The organism is Kluyvera sp. EC_51 (assembly GCF_019584505.1).
GTDB lineage: Bacteria > Pseudomonadota > Gammaproteobacteria > Enterobacterales > Enterobacteriaceae > Kluyvera > Kluyvera sichuanensis.
This window is the reverse complement of record NZ_VDAG01000097.1, coordinates 44,982-63,865: the sequence shown is the minus strand read 5'-3', so window position 1 is coordinate 63,865 and position 18,884 is coordinate 44,982. Positions and strand designations below refer to the sequence as shown.

The following is an 18,884-nucleotide window of genomic DNA, read 5'->3' as shown; positions in this document are numbered from 1 at the left end:
CATCCCCTTTCTCCAATGTCATTGCTGGTATCGCGAGACTCTATGTTCATTTAACTGCTTTATACCAGGCCTGCCATCGGTACTTATCGAGGCGCAGCTGGCGCAGACATTCCGCAGTTTCGATATCTGCCTGCAGATCGTCATCGCTATTGGTGCCAGCGTTACTTCCCCTGCACGGCTCCTGCATCAAATCCGCTGATGGAGTTGGCAGCGTCGATTGCACGTTGGCGCAGCTGCACAGCAGCATCGTCAAACTGGCACACAGTACGATCCGGAGACTGAACATATTTCACCACGTCGCGGGTAATGGTTCGGTAGATCACTTTGCTCTCGGCGGTGGCCGCAGCGGCTTTCCCCTCTACCGGCTGAATAATCTTCTCGGCTTTTTCCTTCTTATTTGCCGCCTGCGCGTTGATATGGTCAGCGTGCGCACTCCAGCCAGAACGCCAGGCGATCGCCCCGGCAACCGAGACAGCGACCACCAGCGCCAGCAAAACGTAACGCAGCTTCATGACAGGGCCGCCTGCGCCCGGCTGTAACGCACCTTGCGGTCAGCCAGACCATTCTGCCCACCGTTGATGATCTGCGTGACCCGCACAATATCGCCGGAGTAAAGCAGGCAGCCGCGTAACGCATAGAACCAGGCCGCTGACCGGGCAGCGTGTCGTTCCTGCACCAGCAGCTCCGGCGTGCTCAACAGATCCAGCTTCAGCGCCGCCCCACATTTGGTGTAGTTCTCGCGCCCGGTGATCTGCAGCAGACCACGGCCACGATACTTCCAGCCGTCGCCCTCGGCAATGTTGCCCATGCGACCGCCGTATACCAGGTTAGCGATCTGCGGCTGGTGGGCAGTCTGCTTACCGTCAACCCGGCCCAGCATCTCGCACTGGTACGGCGTCAGGCGTTTACCGAAGGTTTTCTTCAGGCCGTCGACCGAGTAGTTGAAGTTCTCCACCAGCGAGGTGAAGCCTGCCGACTCGTGGCCCAGTTGCGCGATGAACATGGCCTGATCGTTAACTACGGTGATACCGAACTCTTTCATTGCCGCGTCGATATGTGGATGCCAGCGCGCAGCTAACCCGGCGCTGATACCAGCCGCCTTCTGAAATTGTGTTTGGTTCATTATTGCCTCAGATGATCAACCAGGCGCGCAACGTTGCCTCTGACGGCCACCAGCACGGAAAGGAAAAGAACGTTGGCCCCAATGGTGGCCCACGATGAATGAGGATAAATGCCGCAAAGGTAGGCCAGTGGCACGGCGCTGTACGAGACGGTAATCAGCCATGCCAGGCGGGAAACCCACGGGCGATGACGTGAATCACCCCGGCGGTAAAACATCAGAGTCAGCACTACGCCTGCGCAGAGTAGCGCGTTGATAGTTGCTGTAGGGTCATTTAGAACCACCTGAACCTCCCCGGCGCGTTATCAGCGCCACCAGCGAGCCGACATCCTGATTATTCAGGAACGTCAGGATTTTGACGGCTAAAGCAGAAACGATTACGGCGCCAATGGCATCCAGTGGTTTATCACTGTAGCCGGTAACCTGAGCCAGCTTTGAACCCACCAGCCCGGAACAAAGGATCCCCGCGATATACGACACCAGAAAATATGCCAGACGGCGCGCTGCACTCAGGTCCGCTGTGGTTGCAATGTAAAATACAGCTCCGGCAAACGCGCCAAACACCACGCCGTAATCGGTTCCGGAAAGAAATCCATAGACACTGGCTCCCGTCAGGACACCACCAGCCAGCCCAGTACCGGAAATCGGATCGGACATTTAGCCCCCTCTTAATTGCTGTGATTCCTCTCAGAAATGAGGGGATGTGGAATCAGGCAACCGGGCTCTTTTGTTCAAATAAAAGTAAGGATGATTCCCGGTGCCTTAAAATGGTGATCACCACATCCACAGGGGCGTGATGATCATTATGTTTTGCTCAGTTTTTCCACCTCTTCGGTGGTCTGAATAAATCTGTCAGCTTCCAGTTCTACCCCGATCGCCCGACGGCCAAGTTCTATTGCAGCTTTCACAGTTGAACCAGAGCCCATAAAAAAATCAGCAACGATATCCCCTGGTCTGCTGCTGGCGCTAATGATCTGCTTCAGCATGTCGGCAGGTTTTTCGCATGGATGTTTGCCCGGATAAAACTGAACAGGCTTATGCGTCCATACGTCGGTATACGGAACAAGAGCGGAAACAGAGAAGCAGCGCCGGAGGGTTTTGTATTCCTCCAGCAATTCTGAATACTTGCGGTTTAATGACTGATAGGTAGCTACCAGCTGGTGGTGAGGATGTTCAAGCTTCTGCTGAATGTGCTTATCGATAGCGATCCGCGTGAACAGTTCCTGCAATTTTCTATAGTCCACTTCATTTGGTAGTTGCCATTGGCTTGCACCAAACCAGTGTGATGCCATGTTTTTCTTTCCGGTTGCCTCAGCTATTTCTTTCGAGCTGACACCCAGTGATTCACGGGCATTACGGAAGTAATCAATCAGCGGCGTCATAATGTGCTGCTTTAGCTCTGTGCTTTTCCTTTCGTAAACATCCTCTTTACCTGTGTACGGCCCAAGATAGTGCTCAGCAAACAAAATCCGTTCCGTAGATGGAAAGTACGCGCGCAGGCTTTCTTTATTACATCCATTCCAGCGGCCCGATGGTTTTGCCCAAATGATGTGATTCAAAACTTTGAACCGGGTACGCATCATAATCTCTATGTCTGAGGCCAGTCGGTGACCGCAAAACAGGTAGATGCTGCCAGCAGGTTTAAGAACGCGAGCATACTCAGCCAGACAGCTATCAAGCCAGCGTAAGTAGTCCTCATCCCCCTTCCATTGGTTGTCCCAGCCGTTGGGCTTCACTTTGAAGTACGGCGGATCCGTAACTATCAGATCAATAGAGTTATCCGGGAGGGTGGCGACGTAATGCAGGCTATCAGCGTTGATTAATTCAACACTGTTTATTTTTACAGTATTTTTCATAGATCAGTAAGCGTAACTCTGATAGGCTCACGTTGCTTTTGCGCTAAAGCAGTGGGCCTTGGTTAGCTTGTGACCTGAAAGCATGAGCTGATGGCTGGCCGGGTGCGCTAACACCCACCAGCCGCCCATTTCCACAGCAGAAAGCCCCCATTACTGGAGGCGTTTATAACATCCGAACTGGTAATCAGATAACCCCGCCATCACCAGCTGCGTAAGTATGAGCTGGCAACGTTCGCGGCTGAGGTGGGTATTCTGTGCAATCTCCCCAGCCGTTGCGGGTTTATCGCTTAACTCATTGAAAACAGCCCTTGCCGTTTCTGTCATATCTTCCTGATTTAGCATGTCTTTTACCTAAAATTAGTTGCGTGACATACAGATAACTCTGGTTGGTGATACCAGCAAGAGAAGAATTCCATTCTGCGACCACCAGCGCCTTTATGCGCCGTGCATGGCTGATTTGCCATAAAAAAACCCGCTCATCGGCGGGTTTATAAAACTTTGGCAACATATCAAATATGCTTTAAATATGGCTTATTTTGTTGCATTTTGCAAGCGCGTTTGAAGGAGATAGTGAAATTTACTTCACATTTCTGCCACTTTGAGGGCTTCTTCTTCCTCATAGTATTCAAGAGCCATGGTCAACGCAGATTCATCAAGCTGCGTAAAAGCGGTCTTTAACCCAGCCCAGTGGCCTGAATAGACACGCAACCATGTCGAACGGTCAACGCTAACCATGCGGGCCAACGCTGCACCAGCATAGTCTTTATATGTTTCATTATTTCTGGTTGCGGCAATTTCCTGCCCTGCAAGCCATACTAGGCCTATCAGTTTCTTTACTACGCGCTCCTGAAGCGAGTTATCACCCAGGCATTTCTGATAAGTTTTCCAGACGTATTCACACATCATCACCTGGTGCTTATAGCTAAGGTCAAAACCGTAGCAGTACCGCAACCAGGCCTGCTGGTATCCACTAAGCGCGGACACTGCCCTACGCCACGGCGCTGACTCAAATTCCGCATCTTTTATCGGCGGCATTGGCCTGCGGCGGCTGCGTGTTTCCAGCACATACAGTGGCGCGGAAAGCGAGTTAACAAAGCGTGGCCCCTTCTCTCCTTCGAGTTCGACGAGATGAATTCCACGGCGCGGGGTGGCATTTTTGTCTGCTGGTGGGTGTTCACTGAAAGCCTCAAGCTGCCCTTTTGTTCCCCCAGAGAGGTCAGGTAGCGCGCGGCGCAATTCTATTCTTACAAAATTCAGATCTTGTTGATTCATGCTTCTTTGCGCTCCATACACTTAAGCTGTCGCAATTACGCCGATCGCCAGCGCCCGATCCATAAAACGCAGTAGCAGCTCAAGCTGCGTACCATGTTTCTGCTCGAATGCCAGTACATCCGCGTGTAACTCGTCGTGGCACTCTCTGCACAGAGGGATCACGAAGAGGTCATGGGCTTTTGTTGCTGTACCACCCATACCGTGCCCTACGATATGGTGCGGATCATCGGCTGGCCGTCGGCAACACTCACAGGGTTGTGTTTTAACCCAGCGGGTGTACGTCTCATTTACCCAGCGGCGTCGCTTTGGCCTGAGCATGAAAGATTCTGGAGACTCCGGATCAACAGAGAGCGTGATGATCTTCTTCGCCTTCTCCTGCACGAGGCTGGCTGCAGAAGCGGAAGGCACAATGTCGCTTTCCCTCATGACAGAACGGATCTTCTCATCCGGAAGGCGCAGCCCTTTGTGCGCAACGCTTTCCGGAATAACATCAGCCAGGTCGTTTCTGACCATCCACCAGCACAGTTCCGGAAGCGTCAGGATATGCGACTCGGGAAAACCAGAATCACGCCGAATGACTTCCAGAATCCAGGATACCAGGTTTCCCGCCGCTATACCTGCAAGCTGTTCGGTATGCTGCCCCAACAAAGTGTGATCGCAATGCCAGCACAGGCGAATACTTCCTGGTGGGTGCCGCATTGTTGTGAAGTTCTTGTCGTGCCACGTTGAATGTGGCCACTGGCATTCAAACCGATTACTCAACCATTGCTCAAGGGAAGGAAGCCCACCGGCACGCTGAATAACCCTCTCATTCTCGAAGACCTGACGCATTACCGGATCATCAGCCAGCGGCTGAATGGCTGCCGGAACAGCCCCGGTACTGAATGACGCCATTTCTTCTGGTTCAGGTTCGATAAGAACGCGACCGCGCATGAAGAGGTGCATTAGTTCCGCGCCTGGGCGAAACAACACAATTCCCATACGATGGGCGACTTCAGGAGTTAACAAAGCCCTCACGCCGCCTGCCCCCCTGCAATATGTTCAGCCCACAATCCACCAATCCAGCGTACCCCCTTGGCAGTGAAACGCGTCTGGCTGAATGCATGATTGGATGTGCTCGATGTTCCCGTCTTAACTTCAAATCTTCCCGCGGAAATGTGCTGCGCCATAGGGGTAAGTGTGCCGCCGAGGCGATACAGGATATTGCGTTCAATGAGGAACAGGCGGAACTCAGTTTCTTTTGCGTTAAGCAATTTGGCTACCTGCCGGAATGACATGGAGCCTTTTGCAGAGCAATAACGATCAACAAACTCCACTTTTGGCGCCGCGGCTGCCAGCTGGAACGTGAGTTGCTCTTTCTGCTCGGCTAAATCAGCAGCCAGACGAAGCGCTTCCGGCAATGAGCGGGGAACATTGACACTCTGCCCTTCTTCCAGTTCCTGCCAGCGATCGACGACCGCGGCGGTAAATTCAGGTGACAATCTGGCAACAATCACCAGAGAGTCGCGTTTGTTAAAACGATACTCCTGGTACACATTACCGTTATGCTCAAAATCGAACTGCGCCAACGGCGCGGTTAAAATTCCCGCAGCAACAAGACGCTCAGCCGAGCGTTTCACGTCACTGTGTTTACTCTGAACCAGATCCGCAATATCACGGCTGGACATTGTTACTACACCATTCACGATTAACTGGCTCATACTTTTCTCCATATCAGGCGGCTGCACCCGCCGGTTCATATCTGCTGATCGTTATCTCTACCCGACCTTTCGGCACTACGGGTCCCCATTCCACCAGCATGCGCTTAATCTGGCTGTCGTCTTCCCAGACACCCGCATGCGTCAGCGCGTCAAACAGGGCTTTGTTGTAATTATCGATATCCCGGCGGCGCGCATCCGGCGGGTACAGAGTGATTTCTACCGCTGCCAGTTCAGTCGATGGCTTCGGGAGACGTCGTAATTGCTCAATGATCGCCACGCAGGCAGCGCTTTGGTATTTACGACCATCAGCGCTAATGAGGTGACGACCGGCCAGCGGCCCCTTGTTAGGGGCGCGCCAGTAAGTGTTCACGCTCGGAGGAAAAGGTAGGATCAGTTTCACGCGGCCTCTCCCCGCATATTGCGAACAAGTTCAGAAGCTGCAGTAATGATTTCGCTGGTGGCCGTTCGTTCCAGCCAGAGTTGATTGATGTTGGCTTTCAGCTTGTTCTGCTGTGATTCATCCAGCATGTCAGCGCCGTCTACCTGGTCGAATACAATTCCAACCTCCAGTGGCCAGATACGTGACTCGGGAAGCGGAACCGCTACAGGTTTAGCCTTCTCATTGATATGCTTACGGATCTGGCGGATATTGGACCACTTAGAAACTTCCAGGTCTCCCATGGCAGCAATGAAATCAGTGCTGTTCATGCCATATTCACCGGACGCCTCAAGGGCAACAGTGCGAATACGTTCCGACATATCCATGCGCACAGCAGCGTCATCGAATTGGATCGACAATAGCCACTCATCCACACCGAACAAAATACTCTCACAAATAAGCAGCTTCGCTTTGTCGATCGTTAATGGTGATACCTGAGTGAATTCCGGTGCTTCGACAGAATCCGCCGCCCAGGTATGCCCAAACTTCGATTCACTGAATGTGTATTCTTCTTTATCGCCGAACGCAGCTCTAACGCATGCCCACGTCTCGACACCGCTGATATCAAAAATATCTTTCTGGGTAAGTGGCAACTCTGCTTCTGGCTTGTCAGCTACAGATGGTGTGGCAGTTGCGCGTTGAGACTTGCTGGCAGCAAATTGCGCCAAAGTCATAAACGCCCGCCATTTTGCCTCCAGTTCAGTACGGTTGATATAGCTGAACCGCTCACCACGCCACGACTTATCGAATACAGCTATAGCACCGGCAAAAAACGCGCTGGTGGGCTTCTGTTTTTCGTCAGCAGGTACAAACCACACAGGCAGATCGAACCCAATGCGCCCGCGAATGAATACAATGTGATCGGCATCTTCCGGCCACCACGTTTCACTCGGCGCGGCTTTTATCAGGAATACATAGCGACCGCCCTTCTCGCGCTGGGCTGCTGCGTACTTCATGATGTGCGTCATACCAGTGATCGCCTGTTTCTCGTGGTACTGCGAACGGCTATACGGAGGGTTGCCATAACCAGCGCCACCCAGTTCTGCCAGACGTTCAGACCAGTTCTGTGTCAGCGCGTTATCTTCGGCGGTGTACCATGCCGGGCACTTCGCGTTGTCGTCGTCAGCAAACAAGTCCAGAACTAATGGACCAAATAGCGCGTTGATACCCCAGAAAAGCAGATCCGGTGTCCGCCACTGATCGCCAACCTCTTTCAATTCATGGGCTGGTTTGCTGCGCAGTGCTGCCAGCGCCTGGCAATATTTGTTTGTCATCATGAACGAAACCCCGAATTTTCTGGCAGTGAGTAATCAACGCTCTGATAACTGGCCCGTGCTACTGGTGAATCACCTGTAGGCTGTTTCATGGACACGGAAAGCTTCAGACTTAATTCGTCCCACTTTTCGCGAAGTTTTGAAGGGCTGAGAACGTTTTTGCACCAGAATGAATCCTGATTAGCTCGTTTAAAGAGTGCGCAAATTTGCTTATGCGTTCTGCCGTCCTGCGCCACCATCAGGCGCACTTCGTTTGCCCAGGATGCCCAGTTAGGCTCTTTAGGCCGGACTACTTCACCGTCACTTTCAGCGGCCTGCTCGTACATCGCGATGATTTTTCCCCATAGGTATTCCGCACAAGTCAAATCATCCTGACTGCCCCACTGCCGCTTCGGTACATTCCAGGTCACTGCTTCAGGATGTTTAGCAAGAAACTGTTCAACAGGAGATGAACTTTCAGCGTCCGGTTGCGAAGCTTCCGGACAAGAAGGGTTACTGATCTGTTTGTGGTGATCTGAGTAATGATCTGTATAGAGAATAGGTTCCGCGACTTCGCGGTTAGGGTTCCGCGGTTCTACGTTTTCGGTTCCGTGATTCTGCGGAATGGGTTCCGCGACTTCACGTTTCCCGTTCCGCGATTCTGCGTAATCCAGCGTTACCGGGAATAAAACGTTGATTAGAGCTTCGCCATTGATACGGTAATGCGTCTTTTTAGTGCCGTTGACCTGTCGCTGGGCCTTCTCAACAACCCCTGGTAACCATCGGGTACAAATCTTGTTTACCAGGCGCTGCACCTGATCTTCACTCACACCGCGAATCTCCGCCGCCAGCTCGCTGTGCTCTTTGTAAAACCAACCATCATTCAGATCTGATTTACCAGACCAGAACACAAGCTGGTTTAGCACAGCACCCAAAGCATGCGCTTGCTGATCGCCGGAGAAATAATCGAGGTACGGGACCGGAATGGTGATGCAATTCCTTTGCCCCGACAGCGATTGAACGATTTCAAATATCTGGCTCATGGTCGTCCGTTATCTCCCTGAACTTTTGCCTGAAATGCTCAAGTGGGCTGAAGCATTCATGCGGGTAGCCATCACGCAGGTAGATAACGCGCTGTGTTTCTGGCTCCCAGCGGATAACACGGACTGGCACTCCACGGTGGTCTTTGAACCTTCGGTTAAGTTCGCGCACAGGCGTTTTGCCCTCCGGTAGTAGACCCCCACAATTACAGAGGCCTGACTGTGGTTACATGACACCCAGCGATTTGATACTTTGCATTCATACCGAAACAGCGGAAGACCCGGAACCGGGATCATTCGCAGTTGCGGTAAGTGAGGATTTACGATTAAATTGCTCATGCGGATTATTTCTCCATACTCGAAGAGTTGTTCGCCAAGGCGCCCGGAGCTGCACACTCGCGGGCGTCACTCTTTTCTGGAAGGCAATAAACTCGTGAAATCAGGTTCAGAAACGTCATGAGCGTTACCCTGAACTGGTAAGCTATTTCGTTCAGGCTGTCCCATTCCCCTTTATCAACCACGCCATCATCGATGTATCGACGGTATGCGTTGACCAGATCCCCGAGCCTGCCCACCAGCTCAGCCAGCTTTAAGCCAATCTCTTCGTTCTCTGTTTCTGGTGCCGCGCCCGGGATATGGATCCCGTTATCGGTTTGACGAGAAAACGCATCAGCTATGTAGCTAACCCCAGCAGCTTTCTGTAGCACCATCGCCCACCCCATAGGGAAGATCTGATCCCCATCCACACGAAGGCGGTTAAACAGCGCATTCTCTGTTACCCCCAACCATTCCGCCGCTTCGGCGTAACCACCAGGCAGATCGGTAATCGTCTTTTTAATCGCGGCCACCAGCCAGGCTGGTTGACGTTCGACTTTCCAAATAGGTTCGTTACCCACGGTTAACCCCTTAATTCTGTGGTTATAAAAATCAGCTCGTCTGCTACTGTTTAGGGTAAATGTCAGGACGAAGATCAGATTTGCTGATAATCCCAGCAGTTGTTTCCTCCAGCTTTTTAGCCAAGGAAAAACCTGCCTTTTTGTAGCCATTGAAAACTAAACGCAGGTAGCCAGGCGTGGAACCTACGCTTCCAGCTAATTCGCCCTGCTGCTCTTTAGTTAAAGAGTCCCAATACTCTTTCATAATATGTACCTCCTGTGTACATATTACACGAAAGAAATGAACCTACAAGGTACTTGTACCATAGAGGTACACATTGTTTAATTTGCTGATGAAAACTATCCAGGAAATCAGGCGATTAAACGCCCGAAAATTGAGAGATGGTGTTGGGGGTAATAGCTACTTCGCTAACATGATCGATCGTGAACCTACACAAACCAGCCGGTTTATGGGTGAAGGTGCCACCAAAGGTATTGGTGACGCTATGGCAAGGCATATCGAAAAATGTTTTGACTTGCCTCAAGGTTGGCTAGATACCGAACATCAAACTACCAACATTGCTAAATCACCCGACGTTTCAGACGTTAATAGATCAATTACGATGGTCCCGGTTATATCCTGGGTGCAAGCCGGAGCATGGACGGATGCTGGTTATGCAGAGGTAGATTTGAGTAGTGTAGAAACATATCCTTGTCCCGTTCCGTGCGGGCCAATGACTTATATCTTACGCGTCATTGGTGATTCAATGATCGATGAGTATCGTCCTGGCGATATGATTTTTGTAGATCCAGAGGTTGCAGCTTCTCATGGCGATGATGTTATTGCTTTAATGCATGATTCTGGCGAAACGACGTTTAAACGATTAATAGAAGATAGTGGCGAAAAGTTTCTTAAAGCTTTAAACGCCAACTGGCCAGAACCATATATTAGGATCAATGGTAATTGCTCGATTATTGGCACCGTTGTTTTCTCAGGAAAACCACGACGGCACAGGCATAAGCCTTAACCCATCATCACAAACCTGCTTCGGCAGGTTTTTTTATCCTTGACAATGTACCCTCAAGGTACATAATGTACCTATACGAAACAGCGAACAGGCAGGACGCCCACGAAGTAGCCGCCGGTGGCATATGAATAACCGGATGATTCGCTGACAGGTGTCTTCGGGAGGGGTAACAGAGACGCGGTCTGATTAACCGCGACTCGTAGTCAAATTCCTATAGCTGGTGGCGATACCCAAGCCAGGAATACCAAAACCAGCAGGAGTGTTAAGGGTAAGGGCTAATCACCCCCTTAGCACCCCGCCCGAAGATACCTACCACCGCGCCTGATGTGGTTAAAAGCAGGCCAAAGCAATAACAAGTACTTCCCTGTTCTGGCGGCCCGGTGTTTTCCCACTTGTCCGGTAACCGCCAGCCTTTTTCAGGGCACAACAGAAAAGGGCATCACCGGGCGACGGGCTCATAACCCAATCCACCCGGGCAAAAAGAAAGCGGTCTCTGCAAGCCGCCGACCAATGCAGGTGCCCTTCTCTGTTGTGTATGGAGAAAGTTCGGCGGTTGCAGCCGCCTTAACGAGGGTAAAACCATGAGTAATGACCGCATGACCGTAGTGCCAGATTTTCTTGGCGAACTGGATGCCGGCGTGTTCATGAACAAAATCGCGGCAGCACTTAATACCACCGCGCTTGGCGTTCTGAACAACGGCAACAAAGGCAAAGTAGTCCTCACATTTGATTTTGAGCGTATGGGTAATTCCGTTGAAGAGAAGCGCGTGAAGATCAAGCACAAGCTGAACTACAGCACCCCGACACCGCGTGGTAAAGCCTCCGAAGAGGACACAACCGAAACCCCTATGTGGGTTAACAAAGGCGGGAAGCTCACCATCCTGCAGGAAGACCAGGGCAACTTGTTTACCCTCGGCGGGGATCCGGATGGAAAGTTACGCGCGGCGAAATAAGCCGTGATTGATAGCCCATAGTTTCAGTTTTTCTACATCTATCTTTAAGGAATTTTTATGTCTCAGTTAGACAGCGGTACCTTCAAGCAGGTCAAAGACCTGGTTCTTTCCGGTTATCACCTGAATGATATTCATGGCCTGGCTTGCCCGACCGCATTACTGCCAGAGGGCACTGGCGTTGAAAGCCTCGAGCGCTTTTCTCTGGAGCGTTTCCGCTTTCGTGGCGCAATGACCACAACCAGTATTGACGACTTCGCACGTTATTCTAAAGGTTACGCCAGCGACAGTGAGCCAGCTCGTTGCTTCATTGACGCTGACAACATGACCGCCCGTTCAGTGTTCAACATCGGCACCCTGGATAATCCCGGTCACGCCGATAACGTTGCTTCAATCACCCTGAAGAAAACCGCCCCGTTCCGCGCGTTACTGCAAATCGATGGCCAACGCCTGAAGCAAAAGCAAATCGCTGAATGGCTGGAAGACTGGAGCGATTACCTGCTGGCGTTTGATGCTGATGGCAATGCGATGCAGATTTCCCAGGCGGCTCAGGCTGTGCGTCGTATCACTATTCAGCAAGCAACCCAGCAGGACCATGAAACTGGTGATTTCGCTGGTAAAAAATCGCTGATGCAAAGCGTTGAAGCAAGCAGCAAAGACGTAATGCCTGTGGCGTTCGAGTTCAAATGTGTGCCGTATGAAGGTCTGGGCGAACGCCGCTTTAGCTTGCGTAACAGCCTGCTGACCAGCGATGAACCCTGCTTTGTTCTGCGCATCGTCCAACTTGAAGCCCAGGAAGAAGAGATTGCCAACGAATTCCGCGATTTGCTGATCAGCAAGTTCGAAGGTGAATCAGTGGAAACTTTCATCGGTAACTTTAAAGCCTAATTGCTCTGCATTAAATCCCCGGCGCCGCGGGGATTTATTGAAGCGTAATTCCATTAATTATCGCCAACCGGCGAGGGATTCGTGCAACCAAAATCTGCGCGGTGCAGCGCGCCAATATGGAGAAAACCATGAGCTACATTCAGACATTATCCGGCAAAAAATTTAACTACCTGACCGCCACTATCGACGATATCGATGTTGAGGATATCGCGACTGCTCTTTCCAACATCTGTCGATTCGCTGGGCATCTTCCAGAGTTCTACAGCGTAGCCCAGCACTCTGTGCTTGTAAGCCAGATTGTACCGCCAGAGTTCGCCTTTGAAGCGCTGATGCACGACGCTGCGGAGGCATATTGCCAGGATATTCCTGCCCCGCTCAAAGCCCTGTTACCTGACTACCAACGCATGGAAACTTATGTTGATGGTCTTATCCGCTTTAAATTCGGTATCTCTCTCGAACAAGCTGCTGTCGTGAAATATGCCGATCTAACCATGTTAGCTACCGAGCGCCGTGATCTGGAAATCGATGACGGCTCGAAATGGGAAATTCTCGAAGGTATTCCCTGCTCTGATCTCGTTCAGGTTATCCCTCTCCGCCCCGGTCAAGCCTATGGCCTGTTCATGAATCGCTTTAACGAACTGGTGGAGCTGCGCCAATGCGCCGCATGAAGGTAAAAGAACTCGTAGCGGAGGCTTTTGCCTCCGTTGCTGAATTGCCACCAAAGCATGCACCGCTTATGCGCGAAGTCGCCACCAGACTGGACGCTACGTTCGCAGCATTAAAAGAGTCTCTGGTGCAACTGGAACAGGAACGTAAAGGTAAAACGCCATGACCGTATTTGAATATCTCCAGTCTCATCCGAATACCACCAGCGGTGAAATCGCCAAAGGTATGAACAAAAAGACACCCGCGGTCGCTGGCGCATTATCGCAACTCTATGGTACAGGCCGGATCGTGAAGTCTGGTGTTCGTAAGGGTATTCCAACATACCGTGTTAACGATATGCCGTTTGGGTGTAGTAACAGCCTTACCATGATGTTTAACCAGCTATTGAATAGAGCCAGACAGGGAGGAGCGCTATGAGCAAATCGAGTATGGAGTATTACTTCGAGTTCCCTGCCTCTCGCGGCTTGCAGGGGGATACGCTTATTCTTTTGATGAACGTTCCAGGACGAACCCTATCCCGCGTACTGGCATCTGATAATTACGGACACACGCTTGAGCGTTCTCAGCGTGAACTCAATAAATCACGCGTAAAAAAATTTTACGAATACCTAGTGGCAGCTGCTGAAAATAAGGAGCCTTTCATCATCCCACCACTGGTTGGTAACTGTGCTTCACATGTGGAGTTTGAAGAGTTCGGCAATACAAACGTAGGCGTTGTTCGGTTCCCAATGGACGCAGAGATTAAACTTTTTGATGGGCAACATCGTGGTGCAGGTATAACCATGTTCTGCAGAGAATACGATACCCCCCTGTTTGTACCTTTGATGATGACTCTGCAACTACCACTGAAGACACGCCAGCAATTTTTCTCTGATATCAATAACAACGTATCTAAGCCTTCTGCAGCAATAAATATGGCTTATAACGGCAGGGATCAGGTTGCCCAGACAATGGTGTCATTCCTCTCCACTCACTCAGTGTTCTCCGAGATCACCGATTTTGAACACAGCGTGGTTCCTGCAAAAAGTGATCTCTGGATAAGTTTTAAGGCCATTGGCGATGCCACTGCAAAATTCGCGGGTAACGGGGACGACGCGCTGTCTACTGGCGATATTTATGACCTTTGGGAAGCGTGGCTGAAGCTGACGGCTATTGACGGTATCCGACACGGTGTATCACCAGCTGAATACAAGCGAGACTACATCCAATTCCATGCGGTGATGATCAATGCGTTTGGCTATGCAGTCCAGGAACTACTGAGGCGTCGCCCTGCGCATATCATCGTGCAGATGATCGAAGAACTGGTAACAAAAGCCACAATGACCGAGCTGGAAGACTTCTTCCTTATCTCTTCATGGGATGGTGTTTGTGCTGATGCCAGCAAAGAAAGAGCCACGGTAATTGCCAGCGTTCCGGCACAGAAAGCTGCAGCACAAAGGCTTGCAATGGCTATTACAGCAGGGACATTCGCAATGGAGGCAGCCCAATGACAGCACTCAACAAACAGGCGTTGCGTGTTCCTGAGCGCAAAAGACATGACTGGAGTCAGGCAGTAATGCGCGATTGCGACTTCTGTAGCCAATGGGCACTAACTGTTAAGCATGACGACGGCGGACATATATGCGCTAGCTGCTGCGACGCTGAATACACATCTGAACTTAAGTGCGCTCTTGAATCAGCGATTGACCGCGCTGAAGCCGCAGAACGCCGCATAGCAGAACTGGAGGCGCGGGAGGTGGCAGTAAAGCAATTCGATGACTTCCAGATTGTCCACTATGGCGGTTCTGAGGATTACGCGAAAGGTTATATCGACTGTCAGAACAACTACAACAAAGCGATGACCGCCGCTGGCATTGGCGTGAAGGGGGAGTGAGATGGATAAATTAATCAAACCTACCACCAAAGGTAAACATGACGGTTCATGTGATTATCTTTGCTCGGACGATGCGCGATTCATCGTTATGCGCGGCGATTATACGGAAGCGGAAATAATTCAGGCTTCTGTGTCCCAAGATGTAATCGACTCGGATGGTGCGGCTGATTTTGCAAGTAGCGCCCGCTATTACCAGTGCTGGTACAAAGTTAGCCCAATAGGTGGTCAGGATGGCTATTCAGGCTGGCATCATCCTCGTGACACGCCGTGTCGCGGCGCATATTTCGCATCAGTTTTGCAATGGGATTAAGGAGGACTAACCCATGACAACTAACCACCCGGCGCACGGTCCTGTATCACTCGAGCGCCTGCACCAGATACGTGAACACCTGCAGCATGATACCCAGTACTCAAACGGCGGGAACAGAGCTTATATTCTCGCTGATGTGCTGAAGGTGATTGATGGGGCTATTGCTGCTTTTGGTGCCGAGCCTGTGGCGTGGCTCCATTCTGATAATGGTATTGGTATTCCGGCAATAACAAGAAGTCGCAATGTTGCTGATAGCTGGTTTTCAAAAGGCTGGAATATCAAGCCACTCTACACCACACCGCCAGCGTCGGTAGTTCCGGATGCTATCAGCACGCGTCAGGCTATAGCAAAAATGGAAAATCACGAACCATGCGATTCGATAAACGTCGCCTATAAGTACGGCTGGAACGCATGCCGCGCCGCCATGCTTCAGGCGGGCAACTCTCCGGTAACTCCAGATGGTTTGGCTTTGGTGCCTAAGAGGCTAACCGCCGAGAACGGCGCAAAGGGTGTGCTGTCCGGTGAGTTTTCAGAAACGAAATTTATAAACTGCCCAGAGTGTTTTGGTGATGATGAATGCGAAACATGCGACGGCAGCGGTCGAATTGAGATAACAGTGCCAGTCAGTTGGACGAACATCAAGGCCATTTGGGCTAAAGGTGTCGAGCATTTCGAAGCGGCACCTCAGCAGGAGAATATATAACGTGAACAATTTAATGATCGACCTTGAGTCTATGGGCAAAAAACCGAATGCCCCTATCGTCTCCATTGGTGCCATATTCTTCGATCCGCAATGCGGTGAATTGGGTCAGGAGTTTTACACCGCCGTTAACCTTGAAAGCGCTATGGAGCAGGGAGCGGTGCCGGATGGTGACACTATTCTGTGGTGGTTAAGACAAAGCTCAGAAGCACGATCAGCAATCTGTGTTGATGATGCGATGCCGATATCATCTGCCCTATCTGAACTGAGCCATTTCATTAATCGGCATTCTGATAACCCAAAATATTTAAAAGTTTGGGGCAATGGAGCTACTTTCGACAACGTTATATTGCGCGGCGCATATGAGCGCGCCGGCCAGGTTTGCCCGTGGCAATTTTGGAACGATCACGACGTCAGAACCATCGTCACATTAGGCAGAGTTGTAGGTTTCGATCCTAAGCGTGATATGCCATTCGATGGGGTCGCACATAACGCACTGGCCGATGCGCGCCACCAGGCAAAATACGTGTCCGCGATCTGGCAGAAGTTGATTCCGGCCACCAGCAGCGACCTGTAATTTCCCCTGGGTGCAGCCAGGTTGTATGGAGAACGTCTATGAATACTTTGTTTTTACTTATGGCTGAGTTCAACACGCCTAACATCGAGCTGTCAGCTGTATGCCAAAAGTATTTCGGTATGAGCCCTAACACAGCAGAAGCGAAAGCAAATGCCTGTCAGTTACCTATCCCGACTTATCGTGTAGGAACATCACAGAAAGCGAAGCGCTGTATCAACATTCAGGATCTTGCTGAGTATATAGACCAGCGGCGTGAAGAAGGCAGAATTGAATGGGAAAGGGTTAGAACGAACAAACAGAAAAATAGTTGAGCTTCGCACCGATAAAATAGAAAAACCCGCCATCTGGCGGGCTTTCAAAAAGCACCAGCTATGATCATGCTGCCTTGCGACGACGAAGCTTACCCTGCTGCTCTTTACCAGAGACAATAGCGTGAGTGAACGCGTTAGGAGCAGCCTTCATCAGAACTTCAACAGCAGCACCCATACCTGCGAATGCTTTCATTGTGTCGAACTTAACCTGTGGCTTGGTTGCTTTTTGATCTTTCATAGAAAACTCCCGAGACGATAAGGGCGCCTCTAACCTCTTAGTTAAAGCTAGCTTGTCCAGCCAACTTGTGCCAATCGGTTCCTCCGATTGGTGACATCGTTTTTAGTAGTGAGAATACATAACGACTGTCCCAGATGTACCTTTAAGGTAATCCGGATGGATATCCTACAATCTGTAGACACTCGGCGTCTACACCTATTGTGCGAATTTAAGAAATGTCTCTTGTAGATTATCTGTGGCTGTAGACATCACGTAGCCACACTTTTCCATGCAAAAACCGAACGACTCATAAAATGGCTGCAGCTCAGGAACTGGTTCAACAATTTGAACAACCTCACACTCGACAGCCTTACAAAAAACAAAGGCACTCATTAGTGTGAGCAAAACCATGCGCCCTTTTAGTGGGTGTGATTCATCTTCCCTTGAGAACCTTTCAACAATATGGATGCGAAAGATTTTATCTTCAACCCCATAAACACAAATTGCCGCCCCTGAAGGAATCCCCTGCACTACTCCTTGCTGAACAAGTTTGATGCAAAATTCATACTTGTCATCAGAATTACCATAGGCACCGAGCATATAGTCCCACTCAAGCTCGCCATAACCACCACAGAGGATCTTGTAATCCTCATCACTGATCGGGCCAACTGCGAGAGGCAACCCCACATGGTCAATAACTAACTGAATGTTGTTACGAACAGATTGACCTATCTCGTCTAAAGTGAGCATTAGAGCCTCTCAAGCGGAACGGCGAAAGACCCCATTATACCTATTCCCGCCATGCAATGCCTGGTAAGAGTTGCGTATTAAATTAAAAACATCGGGTCCCCAATAGGCCCCCATAAAACACACGACACCGCTATTTCTCTGTATAATCCGTCCTATCGAGCATGGGCGCGATGGAGAAACGGTGAGCGGGGAAATGGCGTTGTGATTCTGAAGACATGGCGAAGTTTTGAGCATCTGGTGAATTGGGGGCGCTACTATAGCACAGGCCGCAATCGGATACGATTCGCCTTGATGTGATATCATAAAGTGATATCATAAATTGGACTTTGGCGGATGCAATACACAACGCAATGGAAGCATAAATGAAGTCATTAAACGCCAGACACCAGAAAACACTGCGGCTGATATTTTCGTTACCCACTCCTGCCACTCTGGAATGGCGAAAAATTGAGTCTCTGCTTGTCGCGTTAGGTGCAAAAGTATCGGAAGGAAACGGCTCCCGGATACGGTTCGAAATCAATCAGATTGTGGCTTCTTTCCACCGTCCCCACCCCGATAAAGAGGCAAAGGTTTACCAGGTTCGTGATGCAATGGCATTTCTTATCGCAGTAGGAGTAACTCCATGATGAATACCATGACGTACAAAGGCTATGCCGCAAAGATTGATTACAGCGACGAAGATTTATGCTTTATCGGGCGAGTGGCAGGCATCAGGGACGTGATTGGCTTTCACGCCGATAACGTTGCTGATCTTCGTACGGCCTTCGAAGAAGCCGTTGACGATTACATTGCCTATTGCGCTGAGCAAGGACGGGAACCACTGCGGCCAGCAAGTGGCAAAATCAGCCTGCGCATTTCTCCTGAGGTTCACTCTGCCATCAACGTTGCGGCGGAGGTTTCGGGGAAAAGCGTTAATCAGTGGATTAACGATACGCTTTCCAGAGCCGCGCACGGCTAGCAAGTATTGAGAGATCCCGGCGGCGCTTCGCCTGACCGGGCTACAGGTTTGTATGGCCCTGTAGCCCGGACGAGGTGCGCAGCACCGACGCCGGTAAGGGA

Annotated in this window: 32 protein-coding genes; 14 read left to right on the top strand and 18 right to left on the bottom strand. The window is 50.7% G+C overall.

The window, feature by feature from the left end:
- Positions 1–161 precede the first annotated feature (161 nt).
- The 16 genes from FHC49_RS18080 to FHC49_RS18005 form a co-directional block, all read right to left on the bottom strand.
- Positions 162–512, bottom strand: a complete 351-nt coding sequence (locus FHC49_RS18080) for a hypothetical protein (protein ID WP_220440491.1) — start codon at positions 510–512, stop codon at positions 162–164.
- Complete coding sequence (locus tag FHC49_RS18075; protein ID WP_220440490.1) at positions 509–1,123, bottom strand: glycoside hydrolase family 19 protein; 615 nt, start codon at positions 1,121–1,123, stop codon at positions 509–511. The genes FHC49_RS18080 and FHC49_RS18075 overlap by 4 nt, the downstream gene beginning before the upstream one ends.
- Positions 1,123–1,404 (bottom strand): phage holin family protein, encoded by a 282-nt coding sequence (locus FHC49_RS18070; protein WP_220440489.1) that lies wholly within the window; start codon positions 1,402–1,404, stop codon positions 1,123–1,125. The genes FHC49_RS18075 and FHC49_RS18070 overlap by 1 nt, the downstream gene beginning before the upstream one ends.
- Positions 1,391–1,777: a phage holin family protein gene (locus FHC49_RS18065; RefSeq protein WP_220440488.1), complete on the bottom strand. Its 387-nt coding sequence runs from the start codon at positions 1,775–1,777 to the stop codon at positions 1,391–1,393. The genes FHC49_RS18070 and FHC49_RS18065 overlap by 14 nt, the downstream gene beginning before the upstream one ends.
- Positions 1,778–1,923: 146 nt before the next feature.
- Positions 1,924–2,976, bottom strand: a complete 1,053-nt coding sequence (locus FHC49_RS18060) for a site-specific DNA-methyltransferase (RefSeq protein ID WP_069325202.1) — start codon at positions 2,974–2,976, stop codon at positions 1,924–1,926.
- 150 nt (positions 2,977–3,126) lie between these two features.
- Positions 3,127–3,318: a TrmB family transcriptional regulator gene (locus FHC49_RS24780; protein ID WP_049281727.1), complete on the bottom strand. Its 192-nt coding sequence runs from the start codon at positions 3,316–3,318 to the stop codon at positions 3,127–3,129.
- Positions 3,269–3,484 (bottom strand): hypothetical protein, encoded by a 216-nt coding sequence (locus tag FHC49_RS18050; RefSeq protein WP_220440512.1) that lies wholly within the window; start codon positions 3,482–3,484, stop codon positions 3,269–3,271. The genes FHC49_RS24780 and FHC49_RS18050 overlap by 50 nt, the downstream gene beginning before the upstream one ends.
- A 74-nt stretch (positions 3,485–3,558) precedes the next feature.
- Positions 3,559–4,248: a bacteriophage antitermination protein Q gene (locus FHC49_RS18045; RefSeq protein WP_220440487.1), complete on the bottom strand. Its 690-nt coding sequence runs from the start codon at positions 4,246–4,248 to the stop codon at positions 3,559–3,561.
- 21 nt (positions 4,249–4,269) lie between these two features.
- Complete coding sequence (locus tag FHC49_RS18040) at positions 4,270–5,265, bottom strand: DUF968 domain-containing protein (protein ID WP_220440486.1); 996 nt, start codon at positions 5,263–5,265, stop codon at positions 4,270–4,272.
- Positions 5,262–5,948, bottom strand: coding sequence for a phage antirepressor KilAC domain-containing protein (locus tag FHC49_RS18035; RefSeq protein WP_220440485.1), 687 nt, complete (start codon positions 5,946–5,948; stop codon positions 5,262–5,264). Before FHC49_RS18035 ends, FHC49_RS18040 begins: the two co-directional genes overlap by 4 nt.
- Positions 5,949–5,961: 13 nt before the next feature.
- Positions 5,962–6,348, bottom strand: a complete 387-nt coding sequence (locus tag FHC49_RS18030) for a RusA family crossover junction endodeoxyribonuclease (protein ID WP_000767088.1) — start codon at positions 6,346–6,348, stop codon at positions 5,962–5,964.
- Entirely contained in the window at positions 6,345–7,664 is a 1,320-nt protein-coding gene (locus FHC49_RS18025) for a phage N-6-adenine-methyltransferase (RefSeq protein WP_220440484.1), read from the bottom strand. The genes FHC49_RS18030 and FHC49_RS18025 overlap by 4 nt, the downstream gene beginning before the upstream one ends.
- Positions 7,661–8,683 (bottom strand): hypothetical protein, encoded by a 1,023-nt coding sequence (locus tag FHC49_RS24465; protein ID WP_255581406.1) that lies wholly within the window; start codon positions 8,681–8,683, stop codon positions 7,661–7,663. Before FHC49_RS24465 ends, FHC49_RS18025 begins: the two co-directional genes overlap by 4 nt.
- Complete coding sequence (locus FHC49_RS18015; RefSeq protein ID WP_071828988.1) at positions 8,667–8,852, bottom strand: DUF4222 domain-containing protein; 186 nt, start codon at positions 8,850–8,852, stop codon at positions 8,667–8,669. The genes FHC49_RS24465 and FHC49_RS18015 overlap by 17 nt, the downstream gene beginning before the upstream one ends.
- A 172-nt stretch (positions 8,853–9,024) precedes the next feature.
- Positions 9,025–9,576, bottom strand: coding sequence for a YmfL family putative regulatory protein (locus FHC49_RS18010; protein WP_047722332.1), 552 nt, complete (start codon positions 9,574–9,576; stop codon positions 9,025–9,027).
- A gap of 43 nt (positions 9,577–9,619) precedes the next feature.
- Complete coding sequence (locus tag FHC49_RS18005) at positions 9,620–9,820, bottom strand: YdaS family helix-turn-helix protein (RefSeq protein WP_053390031.1); 201 nt, start codon at positions 9,818–9,820, stop codon at positions 9,620–9,622.
- A gap of 88 nt (positions 9,821–9,908) precedes the next feature.
- Here FHC49_RS18005 and FHC49_RS18000 point away from each other — a divergent pair, with 88 nt between their 5' ends.
- The 12 genes from FHC49_RS18000 to FHC49_RS17945 all read left to right on the top strand — a co-directional run bounded on the left by FHC49_RS18000 (position 9,909) and on the right by FHC49_RS17945 (position 16,858).
- A complete protein-coding gene (locus FHC49_RS18000; RefSeq protein WP_053390032.1) occupies positions 9,909–10,583 on the top strand; it encodes a LexA family transcriptional regulator in 675 nt (224 codons plus the stop codon).
- 581 nt (positions 10,584–11,164) lie between these two features.
- Positions 11,165–11,536 carry a hypothetical protein gene (locus tag FHC49_RS17995; RefSeq protein ID WP_044691226.1) on the top strand — a complete coding sequence of 124 codons (372 nt, stop codon included), beginning with the start codon at positions 11,165–11,167 and terminating at the stop codon, positions 11,534–11,536.
- A 57-nt stretch (positions 11,537–11,593) separates the two neighbouring features.
- Entirely contained in the window at positions 11,594–12,421 is an 828-nt protein-coding gene (locus FHC49_RS17990; RefSeq protein WP_139935006.1) for a YfdQ family protein, read from the top strand.
- Between the two features lie 128 nt (positions 12,422–12,549).
- Positions 12,550–13,089, top strand: coding sequence for a hypothetical protein (locus FHC49_RS17985; protein WP_071696451.1), 540 nt, complete (start codon positions 12,550–12,552; stop codon positions 13,087–13,089).
- Positions 13,077–13,253, top strand: a complete 177-nt coding sequence (locus tag FHC49_RS17980; protein ID WP_001253786.1) for a hypothetical protein — start codon at positions 13,077–13,079, stop codon at positions 13,251–13,253. The genes FHC49_RS17985 and FHC49_RS17980 overlap by 13 nt, the downstream gene beginning before the upstream one ends.
- Positions 13,250–13,504, top strand: a complete 255-nt coding sequence (locus FHC49_RS17975; protein WP_220440483.1) for a hypothetical protein — start codon at positions 13,250–13,252, stop codon at positions 13,502–13,504. Before FHC49_RS17980 ends, FHC49_RS17975 begins: the two co-directional genes overlap by 4 nt.
- Complete coding sequence (locus FHC49_RS17970; protein ID WP_220440482.1) at positions 13,501–14,577, top strand: DGQHR domain-containing protein; 1,077 nt, start codon at positions 13,501–13,503, stop codon at positions 14,575–14,577. The genes FHC49_RS17975 and FHC49_RS17970 overlap by 4 nt, the downstream gene beginning before the upstream one ends.
- Positions 14,574–14,960, top strand: a complete 387-nt coding sequence (locus tag FHC49_RS17965; RefSeq protein WP_220440481.1) for a hypothetical protein — start codon at positions 14,574–14,576, stop codon at positions 14,958–14,960. The genes FHC49_RS17970 and FHC49_RS17965 overlap by 4 nt, the downstream gene beginning before the upstream one ends.
- A gap of 1 nt (position 14,961) precedes the next feature.
- Positions 14,962–15,270, top strand: coding sequence for a hypothetical protein (locus tag FHC49_RS17960; protein WP_149335238.1), 309 nt, complete (start codon positions 14,962–14,964; stop codon positions 15,268–15,270).
- 13 nt (positions 15,271–15,283) lie between these two features.
- Positions 15,284–15,973 (top strand): hypothetical protein, encoded by a 690-nt coding sequence (locus FHC49_RS17955; protein WP_220440480.1) that lies wholly within the window; start codon positions 15,284–15,286, stop codon positions 15,971–15,973.
- Between the two features lies 1 nt (position 15,974).
- Positions 15,975–16,547 (top strand): 3'-5' exonuclease, encoded by a 573-nt coding sequence (locus tag FHC49_RS17950; protein ID WP_020838474.1) that lies wholly within the window; start codon positions 15,975–15,977, stop codon positions 16,545–16,547.
- Positions 16,548–16,585: 38 nt separating this feature from the next.
- Positions 16,586–16,858 (top strand): pyocin activator PrtN family protein, encoded by a 273-nt coding sequence (locus FHC49_RS17945; RefSeq protein WP_020838472.1) that lies wholly within the window; start codon positions 16,586–16,588, stop codon positions 16,856–16,858.
- Between the two features lie 64 nt (positions 16,859–16,922).
- On the opposite strand, the gene FHC49_RS17940 is transcribed toward FHC49_RS17945, so the two are convergent.
- Both FHC49_RS17940 and FHC49_RS17935 read right to left on the bottom strand, forming a co-directional pair.
- Positions 16,923–17,096, bottom strand: coding sequence for a hypothetical protein (locus FHC49_RS17940; RefSeq protein WP_020838469.1), 174 nt, complete (start codon positions 17,094–17,096; stop codon positions 16,923–16,925).
- Between the two features lie 195 nt (positions 17,097–17,291).
- Positions 17,292–17,825 carry a hypothetical protein gene (locus tag FHC49_RS17935; RefSeq protein WP_047722340.1) on the bottom strand — a complete coding sequence of 178 codons (534 nt, stop codon included), beginning with the start codon at positions 17,823–17,825 and terminating at the stop codon, positions 17,292–17,294.
- Positions 17,826–18,187: 362 nt separating this feature from the next.
- On the opposite strand from FHC49_RS17935, the gene FHC49_RS17930 reads away from it, so the two are divergent.
- Complete coding sequence (locus FHC49_RS17930; RefSeq protein WP_220440479.1) at positions 18,188–18,451, top strand: type II toxin-antitoxin system HicA family toxin; 264 nt, start codon at positions 18,188–18,190, stop codon at positions 18,449–18,451.
- Positions 18,448–18,783: a type II toxin-antitoxin system HicB family antitoxin gene (locus tag FHC49_RS17925; protein WP_220440478.1), complete on the top strand. Its 336-nt coding sequence runs from the start codon at positions 18,448–18,450 to the stop codon at positions 18,781–18,783. Before FHC49_RS17930 ends, FHC49_RS17925 begins: the two co-directional genes overlap by 4 nt.
- Positions 18,784–18,884 lie beyond the last annotated feature (101 nt).

What these genes read in the sequence shown, in the direction of transcription:
- FHC49_RS18080 (WP_220440491.1), bottom strand. Translation starts at nt 512, where the DNA reads ATGAAGCTGCGTTACGTTTTGCTGGCGCTGGTGGTCGCTGTCTCGGTT.
- FHC49_RS18075 (WP_220440490.1), bottom strand. Translation starts at nt 1,123, where the DNA reads ATGAACCAAACACAATTTCAGAAGGCGGCTGGTATCAGCGCCGGGTTA.
- FHC49_RS18065 (WP_220440488.1), bottom strand. Translation starts at nt 1,777, where the DNA reads ATGTCCGATCCGATTTCCGGTACTGGGCTGGCTGGTGGTGTCCTGACG.
- FHC49_RS18060 (WP_069325202.1), bottom strand. Translation starts at nt 2,976, where the DNA reads ATGAAAAATACTGTAAAAATAAACAGTGTTGAATTAATCAACGCTGAT.
- FHC49_RS24780 (WP_049281727.1), bottom strand. Translation starts at nt 3,318, where the DNA reads ATGCTAAATCAGGAAGATATGACAGAAACGGCAAGGGCTGTTTTCAAT.
- FHC49_RS18050 (WP_220440512.1), bottom strand. Translation starts at nt 3,484, where the DNA reads ATGTTGCCAAAGTTTTATAAACCCGCCGATGAGCGGGTTTTTTTATGG.
- FHC49_RS18045 (WP_220440487.1), bottom strand. Translation starts at nt 4,248, where the DNA reads ATGAATCAACAAGATCTGAATTTTGTAAGAATAGAATTGCGCCGCGCG.
- FHC49_RS18035 (WP_220440485.1), bottom strand. Translation starts at nt 5,948, where the DNA reads ATGAGCCAGTTAATCGTGAATGGTGTAGTAACAATGTCCAGCCGTGAT.
- FHC49_RS18025 (WP_220440484.1), bottom strand. Translation starts at nt 7,664, where the DNA reads ATGATGACAAACAAATATTGCCAGGCGCTGGCAGCACTGCGCAGCAAA.
- FHC49_RS24465 (WP_255581406.1), bottom strand. Translation starts at nt 8,683, where the DNA reads ATGAGCCAGATATTTGAAATCGTTCAATCGCTGTCGGGGCAAAGGAAT.
- FHC49_RS18005 (WP_053390031.1), bottom strand. Translation starts at nt 9,820, where the DNA reads ATGAAAGAGTATTGGGACTCTTTAACTAAAGAGCAGCAGGGCGAATTA.
- FHC49_RS18000 (WP_053390032.1), top strand. Translation starts at nt 9,909, where the DNA reads ATGAAAACTATCCAGGAAATCAGGCGATTAAACGCCCGAAAATTGAGA.
- FHC49_RS17995 (WP_044691226.1), top strand. Translation starts at nt 11,165, where the DNA reads ATGAGTAATGACCGCATGACCGTAGTGCCAGATTTTCTTGGCGAACTG.
- FHC49_RS17990 (WP_139935006.1), top strand. Translation starts at nt 11,594, where the DNA reads ATGTCTCAGTTAGACAGCGGTACCTTCAAGCAGGTCAAAGACCTGGTT.
- FHC49_RS17985 (WP_071696451.1), top strand. Translation starts at nt 12,550, where the DNA reads ATGAGCTACATTCAGACATTATCCGGCAAAAAATTTAACTACCTGACC.
- FHC49_RS17980 (WP_001253786.1), top strand. Translation starts at nt 13,077, where the DNA reads ATGCGCCGCATGAAGGTAAAAGAACTCGTAGCGGAGGCTTTTGCCTCC.
- FHC49_RS17975 (WP_220440483.1), top strand. Translation starts at nt 13,250, where the DNA reads ATGACCGTATTTGAATATCTCCAGTCTCATCCGAATACCACCAGCGGT.
- FHC49_RS17970 (WP_220440482.1), top strand. Translation starts at nt 13,501, where the DNA reads ATGAGCAAATCGAGTATGGAGTATTACTTCGAGTTCCCTGCCTCTCGC.
- FHC49_RS17965 (WP_220440481.1), top strand. Translation starts at nt 14,574, where the DNA reads ATGACAGCACTCAACAAACAGGCGTTGCGTGTTCCTGAGCGCAAAAGA.
- FHC49_RS17960 (WP_149335238.1), top strand. Translation starts at nt 14,962, where the DNA reads ATGGATAAATTAATCAAACCTACCACCAAAGGTAAACATGACGGTTCA.
- FHC49_RS17955 (WP_220440480.1), top strand. Translation starts at nt 15,284, where the DNA reads ATGACAACTAACCACCCGGCGCACGGTCCTGTATCACTCGAGCGCCTG.
- FHC49_RS17945 (WP_020838472.1), top strand. Translation starts at nt 16,586, where the DNA reads ATGAATACTTTGTTTTTACTTATGGCTGAGTTCAACACGCCTAACATC.
- FHC49_RS17940 (WP_020838469.1), bottom strand. Translation starts at nt 17,096, where the DNA reads ATGAAAGATCAAAAAGCAACCAAGCCACAGGTTAAGTTCGACACAATG.
- FHC49_RS17935 (WP_047722340.1), bottom strand. Translation starts at nt 17,825, where the DNA reads ATGCTCACTTTAGACGAGATAGGTCAATCTGTTCGTAACAACATTCAG.
- FHC49_RS17930 (WP_220440479.1), top strand. Translation starts at nt 18,188, where the DNA reads ATGAAGTCATTAAACGCCAGACACCAGAAAACACTGCGGCTGATATTT.
- FHC49_RS17925 (WP_220440478.1), top strand. Translation starts at nt 18,448, where the DNA reads ATGATGAATACCATGACGTACAAAGGCTATGCCGCAAAGATTGATTAC.